The sequence below is a fragment of the Janthinobacterium sp. GW822-FHT07H11 genome, assembly GCF_058798615.1.
The window spans coordinates 2,567,746-2,580,407 of record NZ_CM179507.1 but is presented as its reverse complement, the minus strand read 5'-3'; the positions used below and the strand labels follow the sequence as shown (position 1 = coordinate 2,580,407).

At 64.4% G+C, this 12,662-nt stretch carries 10 protein-coding genes; 1 reads left to right on the top strand and 9 read right to left on the bottom strand.

Features of this window, described 5'->3' with window-relative positions; all coding sequences use genetic code 11:
• Nucleotides 1-6: 6 nt before the first annotated feature.
• The 6 genes from AC3RCJ_RS11540 to AC3RCJ_RS11515 all read right to left on the bottom strand — a co-directional run bounded on the left by AC3RCJ_RS11540 (nt 7) and on the right by AC3RCJ_RS11515 (nt 8,837).
• Complete coding sequence (locus AC3RCJ_RS11540) at nt 7-981, bottom strand: HlyD family secretion protein (protein ID WP_492960060.1); 975 nt, start codon at nt 979-981, stop codon at nt 7-9.
• Between the two features lie 2 nt (nt 982-983).
• A complete protein-coding gene (locus AC3RCJ_RS11535) occupies nt 984-2,411 on the bottom strand; it encodes a TolC family protein (protein ID WP_492960058.1) in 1,428 nt (475 codons plus the stop codon).
• A 178-nt stretch (nt 2,412-2,589) separates the two neighbouring features.
• Nucleotides 2,590-4,200, bottom strand: coding sequence for a bifunctional aspartate transaminase/aspartate 4-decarboxylase (locus AC3RCJ_RS11530; protein ID WP_492960056.1), 1,611 nt, complete (start codon nt 4,198-4,200; stop codon nt 2,590-2,592).
• A gap of 69 nt (nt 4,201-4,269) precedes the next feature.
• Entirely contained in the window at nt 4,270-5,958 is a 1,689-nt protein-coding gene (gene aspT, locus AC3RCJ_RS11525; RefSeq protein ID WP_492960054.1) for an aspartate-alanine antiporter, read from the bottom strand.
• A 56-nt stretch (nt 5,959-6,014) separates the two neighbouring features.
• Nucleotides 6,015-7,697 (bottom strand): aspartate-alanine antiporter, encoded by a 1,683-nt coding sequence (gene aspT / locus AC3RCJ_RS11520; protein ID WP_492960052.1) that lies wholly within the window; start codon nt 7,695-7,697, stop codon nt 6,015-6,017.
• A gap of 261 nt (nt 7,698-7,958) precedes the next feature.
• Entirely contained in the window at nt 7,959-8,837 is an 879-nt protein-coding gene (locus AC3RCJ_RS11515) for a substrate-binding periplasmic protein (protein ID WP_492960050.1), read from the bottom strand.
• Between the two features lie 236 nt (nt 8,838-9,073).
• On the opposite strand from AC3RCJ_RS11515, the gene AC3RCJ_RS11510 reads away from it, so the two are divergent.
• Nucleotides 9,074-9,403: a heavy-metal-associated domain-containing protein gene (locus tag AC3RCJ_RS11510; protein WP_492960048.1), complete on the top strand. Its 330-nt coding sequence runs from the start codon at nt 9,074-9,076 to the stop codon at nt 9,401-9,403.
• On the opposite strand, the gene AC3RCJ_RS11505 is transcribed toward AC3RCJ_RS11510, so the two are convergent.
• The 3 genes from AC3RCJ_RS11505 to ubiV form a co-directional block, all read right to left on the bottom strand.
• Nucleotides 9,331-11,022: a carbamoyltransferase family protein gene (locus AC3RCJ_RS11505; RefSeq protein WP_492960046.1), complete on the bottom strand. Its 1,692-nt coding sequence runs from the start codon at nt 11,020-11,022 to the stop codon at nt 9,331-9,333. The two genes, AC3RCJ_RS11510 and AC3RCJ_RS11505, sit on opposite strands and share 73 nt — an antisense overlap.
• A 77-nt stretch (nt 11,023-11,099) precedes the next feature.
• Entirely contained in the window at nt 11,100-11,639 is a 540-nt protein-coding gene (ubiT, locus tag AC3RCJ_RS11500) for a ubiquinone anaerobic biosynthesis accessory factor UbiT (RefSeq protein ID WP_492960044.1), read from the bottom strand.
• Between the two features lie 20 nt (nt 11,640-11,659).
• Nucleotides 11,660-12,556 (bottom strand): ubiquinone anaerobic biosynthesis protein UbiV, encoded by an 897-nt coding sequence (gene ubiV / locus AC3RCJ_RS11495; RefSeq protein ID WP_492960042.1) that lies wholly within the window; start codon nt 12,554-12,556, stop codon nt 11,660-11,662.
• Nucleotides 12,557-12,662: the final 106 nt, after the last annotated feature.

Sequence of the window (12,662 nt, the reverse complement as noted above, 5' to 3'; positions counted from 1 at the left end):
CGCGTATCAGAGCGGTGGAAACACGACCGACATGCCCGGACGCAAGCCCTCGACCTTGATGGCGGGGCGCAAGCGGATTTCAAACGTGCGCAAGTCCGTGCCGCCCGGACGCGCCGCGCGCCACGTGGCGAAATCGGGCAGCACGGCCACGGAACTGACCTTGAAACTCAGCTGCTGTTTCAGCGCGGGCACATTGGCCGTATGCGTGCTGCCCATGGCAAACGCCGCCATCTCATCTTCGCGCACCTGCAGCACGGCCCAGGCGTCATCGAGGTTCACCAGGGTGATCACGGGGAAACCTTGCGGCGCCAGCTCGCCCGGCTGTATCTGGATCTTGCTGACCTGGCCCGCCACCGGCGCGGCGATCTTCGTTTCCGCCAGGGCGATCTGCGCTTCCGTCAGCACGGCGCCCACCTGGCGCGCCTGGGCGGCGGCGGCCGTCTTGTCTTCCGGACGGGCGCCCTTTTGCGCCATGTCATATTGCGCGCGGGCCGCTTGCGCCAGCTGGTCGGCGGCGCGCCATTGCGCTTGCGCCTCGTCGCGTTTCTGCTGGGCGATCACGCCTTGCTCGTACATATTGTTGACGCGGGTGTACGTGGTCTTGGCGATGGTGGCGCCCGTTTGCGCCCGCTCCCAGTTGGCTTTCGCCGCAGCAATTTCCTCGGGACGCGCACCCGCCTGCGCCTTTTGCGCGACGGCATCGGCTGCCTGCGTGGCGGCCGTCGCTTGCGCGACCTTGGCATCCACTTCCGGACTCGTCAGCTGGAACAGCAGCTCGCCTTTCGGCACCGTCTGGCCCAGCTTGACGTACAACTGGCCCACCCTGCCCGGCACTTTCGACGAGACATTGACTTCCTGCGCATCCATCTGCCCCTGCAAGGGCAGGCGCTGCGGCTGGAATGCCTGGTACAAGCCCCAGCCGACGAAGCCCAGGACGAGGATGGCGGCGACTATGGCCAAGGGTTTTTTGGAAGTGCTCATTATTATTTGTCCACAGGTAATTGGATATCGGCCGCGGCGGCCAGGCTGCCCAGGCGCTGCGTCTCGCCCGTCGCTTCCAGCAATTGCGCCAGCCCCATCACATAGTTATAGGCCGTCTGCGCGCGCTGGGTCTCGACCTTGGCCAGGTTCAGGCGCGCGTCGACCACTTCCAGCGACGTCACTTGACCTTGCTGGAAGGCAACCGTTTGCAAGCGGATATTCTCGCGCGCCAGCTCCACCGACGAGGCCGTGGACAGGTACTGGATGCGCGCATTTTCCAGCGCGCGCCAGTTCTTTTCGATCAGGGTGGGAATATCGCGCTCGGCCTGGCGCGCCACCACCTCCACCCTCTCCTGGTCGAGCTTGGCGGCCGCGATCATCTTGCCCGTGTTGATGCGGTGCACGAGCGGCACGGCCACGACGAGGCCGATGGCCCAGTTCGAGCGCACGAGTTTTTCGTTGCCGCGATTCAGGTTGTAATTACCGATGGCAAACACGGTGGGCGCGTATTCCTTGCCGTGCAGCTTCAACGCCTGCTCGGCCTGCACGCGCTTGCTGTCGATCTTTTTCCAGTTCGCATTTTCGCGCATGCCCGTGCTGATGAACGATTGCAAGGTGCCAACCGGCAAGCTGTTGACGAACAGGGGCGTGCTGGGCCGCACTTGCGTATTGACGGCGAGCAAACGGTCGAGCGCCACTTGCGCGATTTCCTCGTCGCTGCGCGCCTGCGCCTCGTCGCTGCGGGCGCTGTCGAGGGCTACGTCGGCGCGCAGGCGTTCCGCGCGCGAAATCAGGCCGCCCTTTTCCAGCCTGGCCGCGTCGCGCTGGTGCTGCGTCACGCCGGCCGTCACTTCGGCCCGCACGGCCACCACGCGCTTGGCCAGTAGCAACTGGAAATAGCGCTGCGCCACCAGGGTGGCCAGCTGTTCTTCCGCTTCCGTGCGCTCGGCCTGCGCGGCCAGGGTCAGGCTCGAAGCGAGGCCCTTGACGGCGTCCAGGCGCCCGCCCGTGTAGATGGGCCACATGCCCAGCAAGCCGAACGAGGTCAGGTCCGTCACCACTTCGCGGCTCAGGGAATTGGGAATCTGTGGCTTGGGCAAGCCGGGAATCGGCGGCAGCACCGATTCGATGCCGCCCACCACGCCGGACAGGCCGCTCGTATCGATGTTCAAGTCCGTCGACAAACGGCCGCGAAACGCCGTCAAGTCCACGGAAGGGCCGTCGATATTCGACAGCGCCTCGGCCTTGAGGGTTTTCGCGCGCACGTCGAGGGCGGCGCCCTGCACGGCGCCCGAAGCCGCCGCCGCCTGCTGCAGCGCCTCGCTGAAACTCAAAGGCGCACCGGCCGGCAACTGCGCCAGGGCCGGCAGCGCCGGCAGCAATGCGGCCAGCGCGCCAGCGAATAATAAATGTCCTTGCAATCTGCCCATGTAGCGTCCAGTCAATGAATGAGGGGAAAGCACGGGGTTGCCATGTTTATACTTTCACAATAGCAATTATATCCACGGATGTCCATTCCAGCCTGCACTGTTGGTTACGCAGACTGGCAGACAAAAACGGGCGCCTCATGTGGGGCGCCCGTTTTTGTCAACCTAAGCTTCTAGCGGCTTACTTCTTGGCCTTCTTGCCGCCCTTCTCCTTTTCCTTTTCGAACACGGCAAAGAACTCGGACGCCATGCTGCGGATGGCGCGGCCGATATTGGCGTAGTCGTATTCGTTCAGGTTGGCCAGCGAGACGCGGCCCGACGGATGCGTGGTGCCGAAGCCGCGGCCCGGCAGCAGGATGACGCCCGTTTCCTCGGCCAGGCGGAACAGCGCTTCATTGGGTTTGAGTTTTTTCAGCAGCCACTGCGAGAATTCCTCGCCATGCATCTGCGCGGCCAGCGATTCCATGTCCAGCAAATGGTAGTAGCGCACGGAATTGGCGTCGTGCACCATCGGCAAGCCCAGTTCGCGGTACAGCGCTTCCTTGCGGCGCAGCACAATGCGCTTCATCGACTGCTTGTACTTTTGCTCTTCATCCATCAGCGAGAACAAGGAGAACAAGGTCATCTGCGCCTGCACGGGCGTGGACAGGCCGGCCGTGTGGTTCAGCGCCACCGTGCGGCTGTCGGCCACCAGGCGGTCGATGAATTTCAGCTGGCGCGGCTCCGTCGTGATCGAGTGATAACGCGCATCGAGCTGCTTCTTGATGGTTTCCGGCAACTTGGCGATCTTGTCATCGAGCACATTGTTCTCATGCGTGGCCACCACGCCCATGCGCCAGCCCGTCGCGCCGAAGTATTTCGAGAACGAATACACGAGGATGGTGTTGAACGGGCAGATGGCGAACAGCGAAACAAAATTGTCGGCGAAGGTGCCATACACGTCATCGGTCAAAATAATCAGGTCCGGGCGCTTCTTGATGATCTTGGCGATGTAGTCCAGGGTCTCGTCATCGATCTTGACGGATGGCGGGTTGCTGGGGTTGACGAGGAAGAAAGCTTTGACTTTCGGGTCCAGCAGCTTGTCCAGCTCCTTCTTGGTGAATTGCCAATTGTTCGATTGCGGCGCATCGATGTGGACGGTGTTCAGCTTGTAATCGTTCAGCTGAGGAATCTCGATGTAGGGCGTGAAGATCGGCATGCCCAGGGCAATCGTGTCGCCTTCCTGGATGATGTGGTTCGATTTCAAGCTGGCGAACAGATAGGTCATGGCCGCCGTGCCGCCTTCGACCGCGTACATGTCGAAATTGCCGACGAACGGATGGTCGCCGATCATTTCACGGTGAATATACTGGCCGACGATTTTCTCGGACAGGCGCAGCATGCGGTCCGGCACGGGATAGTTGCAGCCGAGGATGGCTTCGCACATTTCATAGATGAAGTCGCCCGCGCTCAGGCCCAGCTGGTCGCGCACATACGACACGGCCGCCTCGATGAAATGCGCGCCCGGGTTGCCTTCGTGTTTGCGCACGAAGATTTCAAAGCGCGCCTCGATGCCCTCGCGCGTGGGAAAGCCGCCCACGTCGTCCATGTACACGTAGGAACGTTCCGCTTCCGTCATGGCGAACTGGCCGAACTGGAAGAAGCCGTGGCGTGGCGTGGTCGCCAGGAAATTCGGGTTGCCGCGGCCCGCATTCAGCATCAGGCGGTTGCTTTGCTTGGCCGTCTGGATCAGCGCATCCTTCAATTCGAAGGGGCTCAACAGGGCGAGTTTGCTTGGGTTACTGAAATCCATTTTTGCTACTCCTTATCAGACTGATCATTTCGAGGGTTCTTGCAAAGGTGCTTGTACATACGTGCAGACTCAGACGAAGGCCACAATCAGCGGCCCCAGCAAGGTCAGGAACACGTTGGCCAAGGCATAGGTGATGGCAAACGGTACGGTGGGAATCGAGTTTTGCGCCGCATTCAGCACTTCGCCGAACGCGGGATTGGCGCTGCGCGAGCCGGACAAGGCACCGGCAAAGACGGCGACGTTGTCATAGCGCAAGATGTAGCGTCCGATCAGCATGGTCAAAATCATCGGCAGGATGGTCACGACGACACCCACGCCGAACAGGGTCAGGCCGTGTTCGCGCACGGTTTGCACGGCTTGCAGGCCGGACGTGAGGCCGACGACGGCGACGAAGCCGGCCAGGCCCAGGTCTTTCAGGATTTGCACGGCGCCGCTGGGCATGTAGCCAAACGTCTGGCGCTTGGCGCGGAACCAGCCGAATACGAGGCCCGACAGCAGCACGCCGCCGCCGCTGCCCAGGGTCAGCGGAATCGAGCCGATGCGCGCCACCAGCAAGCCGACCAGCAGGCCGACGACGAGGCCGGCGCCCATGTAGACGAAATCCGTCTTGGCGCTCGGCACGATCATATAGCCCACTTCGGCCGCCACGCGCTTGACGTCCTGCTCGGCGCCATAGATGGTTACCACGTCGCCCGTCTGCACGACGGTTTCCGCTTGCATGGGCAGGATCTTGCCCATGCGGCTCAGCTGCACGACAAAGATGCCGTGACGCACGCCTGGCGCCGTCGCGCTGCGGATTTCGCCCACCGTCTTGTTGTGGTAAGCCTTGTTGGTCAGCACCATGTCGCGGCGCTGCATCACCAATTCCATGCCTTCGACGGCCAGCAATTCCTTGCCCAGCTGGGAAGACACGCTGAGCATGGCTTCGCGGCGGCCCACCAGCAGCACGATATCGTCGGCCGCCAGCACCAGGTCCGGACTGACGTCGATGATCTGGCCATTGCGTTTCACGCGCTCGATGGTAATCGCCGTGCTCGGATGGGCGCTTTCGATTTCCGCCACGGAACGTCCGGCACCGGGACCCACGTCGTAGATGCGGCCGATCAGGTCGGGCGCGGCCGGCGTCTGCCCAGGTCCCAGCACCTGCACGCCCGCCTGCAGCGCCGTTTCCGCCTTGATCGCATCTTCGCGGATGGTGCGCCCCATGAGCTTAGGCAAGATATTGACGCAGACGATGATGGCGCCGAACGAGCCGAACACATACGTCACGGCATAGCCGACGGCCACGTTGCCCTGCAGGCGCGCCACTTCGTCGGCCGCCAGGCCCAGCTTGGTGATCGCGTCGCCGGCCGTGCCGATGATGGCCGACTGCGTCAAGCCGCCCGCCGCCACGCCGGCCGCCAGGCCCTTGTCCAGGCCGAATACCTTGGCCATGATGACCACCGTCAGCAGCGCCGTCACGGCCAGCACGACGGCCAGGATGATTTCGCGCACGGACTGGCGCCCCAGCGAATTGAAGAACTGCGGCCCGCTTTCATAGCCGACCGCGTAAATGAACAGCGCGAACAGCACCGATTTCACGCCAGGATCGATGGCCACGCCCACCTGGCTGACGAGCACCGCCACCAGGAGTGAACCGGCGACCCCGCCCAGCTGGAAGGAGCCGAACTTGATCTTGCCGATGTAGTAACCCACTGCCAGGGAGAGAAACAAGGCAATTTCAGGCGACTTCTTGAATAACTCGTGCAACCATTCCATGCTGACCGCCTTTCGTGTTGAAGGAATTCTTGACTGCTTGCGCCCTTGCGGGCCGCTTATGCGTGCACCGAGCCGGCCAGGGCCACGATGAGCGGCCCCAGCAAGGGCAGCACCACGTTCGAGATCGCATACGTAATCGTGTAGCCCAGCAAGGGCGTGGAATTGCCGGCCGCGTTCTGCACGGCCGACAGGGCCGGCGTGCTGCACTGCTGGCCGGCGATGGCGCCCAGCAGCACGGGCGCTTCCAGCTTGAGGAAAAAGTGGCCCACCAGCAACGACAGTGAGGCGGGGATGACGGCGATCAAGACGCCCATCAAGGGCAGCGACAGGCCGTACTGGCGCACCAGCGCGATCGCCTGCGGTCCCGACGCCAGGCCCACGCAGGCGATGAAGGTGGCCAGGCCGATATCCTTCATCATGTCGAGCGCGCCGGGATGGATGCCCGGCATGCCGGGTTTTCGCGCCTGGTACCAGCCGAATACCAGGCCCGTCAGCAAGGCGCCGCCGCCCGTGCCCAGCGAAAACGGGATGCCGCCCAGCCTGGCGGTAAAGCCGCCGAGGTACACGCCGAGCACGATGCCGATGCTGGCGTAGACGATATTGCTGCGGTCGCCCGTGGGCACGCGCTTGCCGATGGCGGCCAAGGCCGTGTTCAGTTCGCGCCCCTCCGTCGTGCCGTACAGGCGCAGCACGTCGTCGCGCTGCAGGGCCAGGTCGGGCAAGGGCGGCATGCTGTGCTCGCCACGGAGGACGGCCGCCACGTGCACGCCGGAAGGCAAGGCCAGTTGGCGCAAGGGCTGGCCGACCAGCGCGGCTTGCTGCAGCACCACTTCGACGGCGGAGACAGCCATGTTCAAGCCCGTCGTGTCGGCAAATTCCTCGCCCAGGATGGCTTCAGCCGCCACCAGCGCGGGACGGTGGCCGATCACCAGCACTTCGTCGTTATTGCGCAGGCGCAGTGCCGGTGCCAGGTCCAGCACCTTGCCGTGCCGGCGCACGCGCGTGATGCTGGCGCGGCCAGCGAAAATATGCTGCAAGGCATCGAGGCGGCGTCCCGCGCCCCGGCTGATGCGGTAGGCGCGGCCCACCATTTCCGGCGTGGCCTGCAAGTCGTCGGCACCCGCCTGCGCGCCGCCCATTTTTTCCCATAATTTGTCCGCTTCCTCGCGCAGGTTGACGCGCAACAACAGCGGAAAAACCTGGCTGGTGACGATGACGATGGCGATCAGGCCGAAGATATACGTGATGGAATACGCGGTGACCACGTTGGACTGCAGCTCGGCGATGCGGGCCGCCGGCAAGGCCAGCTTCGAGATCGCATCCGTGGCCGTGCCGACGACGGCCGATTCCGTCGCCGCGCCCGCCATCATGCCGGCCGCCGTGCCCTGGTCCAAACCGAGAAAACGCGTGGCCAGCAGCACCAGCGCCAGCACCACCACCACTTCGATCAGGCAAAGTATGCCCAGGCGCAAGCCCTTGGCGTTCAGGTTGGCAAAGAACTGCGGGCCACCCGCGTAGCCGAGGGCAAAGATGAACAGCATGAAGAAAACGTTCTTGACGCTGGCGTCCAGGGTGATGCCCACTTGCCCGATCAGCAGCGCGGCGATCAGGGTGCCGCACACGCCGCCCAGCTGGATGGGACCGAAGCGTATCTGTCCCACCGCGTAACCCAGCGCCAGTGCCAGGAACAAGGCCAATTCCGGAACCTGGTGCAATACCGACGCGATCGAATCGAGCATGGACTACCCTTCGAAAAGATAACGGATGGTTACTGAAAATCAGGACGCACCACAGGCTGGCGACAGCTTGCCGGCAAACGCGCGCAGGGGTCCCGCGGCGGCGGCACCAGGGGCTACGCCGGGGAAAAATGTTGTAACGTGGAATCATGTTCGGTGAAAATTCTATAAGTGTCAACAGGTGTTCTGTTGAACTCGCCTTGCGTTTTATCAAACGTGCAGCGCACGATTGAAGCGGCTATTTGACACCGATCAAGAATACTATTAGTAATATTTTGAGCCATACCACAGCGCCTTGCGCGCCAGCGGCGTTTGTTCCGGCAAATCGGGATTGGCCAGTTCCAGCACATGGCGCTGGCGCAGTTTCAGCTCGTCCGCGAGACGGCCGAAATGGCGCTGGAACAACTGCTCGAAACTGCCGTCGGCAAGCGCTTTTTCCAGCCCCGCCTCGATGTCGCGGGCCAGTTCCGGCCGGTGCTTGCCGACAAAAAAGTACATGGCCGCCGGATAGCGGATGACGAGGTGGGTATCGAGCGCCAGCGGCAGCTGCGCATGGCTGGCCAGTTCGCTTTGCACCTCGATCACGGAACGGGGAAAGTAATCGATGCGGCCCACGGCCAGTTGCTGGAACAGGCCTTCATACGTGCTCGAGGTATCGATGCGCAGGCCGTTGCCTTGCAAGATCAGCGTATCGGGCCAGTCGCGCATCTGCCCTGCCGTCAGGCGGGCCAGGCCGGCCACGCTGCGCACCCGGCGCAGCAACTGCGGCTGGCGCGCGCCGATCAGCGCGACCCGCCAGCCGATCAGGCCACGGTCGATGGGAATGCGGATGGGCAGCAGCTGTTCCTCGCGCGCACTGCTGCTCATGGCCCAGACGATGTCGACCTTGCCCGTCCCCGTGGCGATTTCATGCATGGCGCGCGTCTGCACCATCGCTAACGGCGAACGGCGCAAGGCATAGGTCTTGCCCGAGCGCGCCAGCGCCAGTTGCAGCAAGGCCGTGACATAAGCCTGTTGCGGGTCTTCCTGCGCCTGGTGGCGCGGATACAGCAATGACCGCAATTGCGCTTGCGCGGCGGGCGCGGCAAGAGCGCGTTCCAGCGGCCACAGACAAGCGAGCATCAGCAGGGGGCGGCGCTGCATGGGAGCCCTCCTTTTCGTCATTCTTATCAGAAAGACAGTATCATGCGGCACGCCACTTGTCGACTGGAATAGGGAAACTGTGTATAAAACAACACTTGTTTGCCGCCGCCGTGACGCAGGAGAATTAATCCAGATCAATAAATACGCAAATACAAATAAATTCTCGCGTGCCCCTCTGGACGCCACTCCCGCCGCTCGCCTACGCTGTTTTTTTATTTGAAAAACAAGAGGAACCCATGCAGACAGCACGCTTGAATATCATTGGAATGGATCATGAAGGCTGCGCCGACAGGCTGACGGACGCGCTGGAAGCCGTGGCCGGCGTGGCCACGGTCTGCGTCTCGCTGGCCCGCCATGGGGCCACGGTGCAATTCGATGAACGGCTGGCCAGCCAGGAATGCCTGCTGGCGGCCGTCAACGACGCCGGCTTCATGGGCGAAGCGACGGACGAAGAACAGCTGTCGCCATGCAGCGGCGCCTGCGGCCACTGCCATCACCAGGAAAACGCCGCCTTCTCCAGCAGCACGTCGCCGATTACCAGGCAATCGATATCCACCGCCAGGTAGCAGCGCACCGCATCGCCGGGCGTGCACACCACCGGTTCCCCCTTCACGTTGAACGAGGTATTGAGCAGCACGGGACAGGCCGTAAGCGCATCAAACGCGCGCAGCAGCGCCAGCAGGCGCGCCGGCGCGTGCGCATCCACCGTCTGCACCCTGGCCGTACCGTCGACGTGCGTGACAGCCGGCAGCGCCAATGGTGACTTCACCTGGCAGGTCTCCGTCATGAAGGGCGCCAGGTGATCGAGCGCCAGATGGTCGCGCATTTTTTCCGCCAGTACCATGGGCGCGAATGGCCGGAAACCTTCGCGCAGCTTGACCAGAGCGTTGATGCGCGCGCGCATGGCCCCATCGCGCGGATCAGCCAGGATGGAACGGTTGCCCAGCGCCCGCGCACCAAACTCCACGCGCCCCTGGAACCAGGCCACCACCCTGCCCTGCGCCAGCCGGGCGGCCACGGCCTGCCCCAGCGCGACATCGTCGCCGGCAAAGCGCTGGCCCGCCAGCCCGGCGTGCGCCAATACCGCATCGATCTCAGGCTGGCTGTATTCCGGCCCCCACGACAGATGCCGCAGGCGCTCGCGCGACGACGCCTGGCCTGGCATACGCCGCGCCAGCGTCGCTGCCGCGCCCAGCGCGGCGCCTGCACCACCGGCCGCCGGCTGCACGAACAGGCGCTCGAACGGGCCATCGCGCAGCACGCGGGCATTCGCCACGCAATTCAGGGCCGCGCTGCCGGCCAGGCACAAGTTGGCCGAAGGCGCCAGCGCATGCAGCTGGCGCGCCTTGTCCAGCATGATTTCTTCGAACAGCAGCTGCAGGCTGCGCGCCACGTCCGCGTGGAAGGCATCCAGCGCGCCGCCGGGCTGGCGCGCCGGGCGTCCCAGCAAGGCCTCCAGCGCGGGAGAAAACAGCTGGCCGCCGTCCAGGTCGAAATACGCCAGCTCCAGGCGCATGGCGCCATCGGCGGACGTCGCCAGCAAATGGCGCAGCCGCTCCAGATGATGCGCTTGGCCATAGGGCGCCAGGCCCATGACCTTGTATTCGCCTTCATTGACCTCGAAACCCAGATAGGCAGTCACGGCGCTGTACAGCAGCGCCGGCGTGTGCGGGCTGGGGTCATCGGCCAGTGGCGTGATATGGCCCGCCGCGCCGTGCGCCATGCTGCCTGCGCACATGCCGCCCGGGCCGTCGACGGTGAGGATGGCCGCATCGTCATAGCCGGAAAAGTAGTATGCGCCGGCGGCATGCGCCGCAGGCATGGCGATGAAGTGCACGGGGGCGCCGCAGCCGAGCGCCGCTTGCAGGCCGGCGGCGTCTGGCACCGCCTGCGCCTGCGCCAGCCATTGTGCGCGCCGTGCAGGCGCGATGCCGGGCCGTTCAGCCATGCCGCGCAAGCGCGCGGCGCGCGCCTGCGGCTCTTCAAAATAGGCGATGGCGCCGATATCGGCGCGCGCCAGCCCCGCCTGCCGCAGGCAAAATTCGAAAGCCTGCAGCGGCAAGGCGCCATCGTTCTTGATGCGCGTAAAACGCTCTTCCTGCACGGCCGCCACCAGCACGCCGTCGCGCAGCAGGCAGCAAGCCGAGTCGTGGCCGGCTGACAGGCCGATGATATTGAGTGCCATACGATTCCAGGGGCGCCCGGACTGGCGGGCAAAAGCCGTATTATCGCAGGCCTGTCCCGGCCATTGCCAGCCTCCGCTCACCCTCCCCGCGCTCCCCGGTCGCGCAAATGGGCCAGCACGCGCCGTGGTCCCAGCGCCTGCAGGTCGAACGGCGGCAGCTCGATGGCATCGAGCGTGTTCTTGAACAGCAGGCCCAGCTCCGTATCGCCTTCCAGGCTCAGGCGGCGGCTGAAGAACAGGGTGTCCGGGTCCTCCTGGCGCCGCGCCAGCAGCATCAGGTCATGCACGCTGGCGGCGATGCACAGGTCGGGCACGTCGACATAGCGCTCGGCCACGAAGACCGTGCCCTGCCACTCGAAATCGAAGGCGATCCCCGCATCGACCAGGCGCAGGCGCAGGCTGCGCCCTTCCAGGCTGCGCCGCACGTCGTCGGGCAGCTGCGGCGCCAGCAGGCGGTTCAGGCCCTGCACGAACAGCCACGACGCGGGATACGGCGGCAGCTTGGACAGCAGGTCGGCCAGCGGTTCGGGCAGCCGGTAGGCCATCGGCGGCCGGGTCGGACGCGCGCCTGCAGGAGCGGGCACAGGGACCGGCAACCGGTCCAGTTGATCTTGCATGGTATTTCCTTTCAATTCATTCAATGGGCGGCGCCCAGTTCCATGCCGGGCTGGCCATGCCAGTAGCCATCGCAGGCACCGGCGGGCTGGCAGGCGGCCAGTTGCGCCTGGGCGCCCACGCCGCTGACCTGGCCGCGCCGGGCGCGGTCGAAGATGGCGATCACCTGGTCCGTATGCATCGCTTGCGGACTGATGCGCGCAACGGACACGCCCATGTCCCGCATGACGTCGAGTTCGCGCACGAGGTTGTAGACCAGCGCCGATTGCGTCTGCGTGCCGTTCAGCACCAGGAAGGGCACGTCGTCACGCGTGCGCATCAGCAGGCCGTCCGGCTCTTCCAGGCAGCTGTAGCCGCAATCGTCCTTCGGCAGGTTGCGGTTGCGCGCCGTGAAACAGCGCGCGGAAAACGCCAGCGGCATGCGGCCATAGGCGAACACTTCCGTCTCCATGCCCTCGGGCAGCTGGCGCTGCATTTCAGCCAGTGCCGCCTGGCCCATTTCCAGCGGCATCACCCAGCGCCGCGCACCGAGGCGCGCCAGCAATTGCAGGCTGGGGCCATTGAACACGTTCAAATGGGGGCCGGCGACGAAGGGCGCGCCCTTTTCCATGCAGTGCACGGCGCCCATGTCATTGGCCTCGACGACATAGCGGCCATTGCCCGTGATGCGGCGCAGGGTAGCCAGTTCGGCGCCCGCCTCGATCAGCGCCTGCGTCGACAGCACCACCTCCTTGCCGGCGGCGGCCAGCATGTCGGCGATATCGAGCCAGTCGGCCAGGCGCAGCTCATGCCGGCGCGAGCACACGGTTTCGCCCAGGTAGACGATATCGACGGCGGTGGCGGCAATCTGCTGATAAAACTCGAAGACGGTGGCGCGCGGCCAGTAGTACAGCAAGGGACCCAACGATAGTTTTAGCATGCCTTTTCCAGTATTTTTTAAGTGACAAAAGCGTAGCGAGCGGCTCGCGGCGGGGCCGGGAAGCGCAGCCGTGCTCCGGCACGGGGCCGCCGAGGCGGTGAGCATC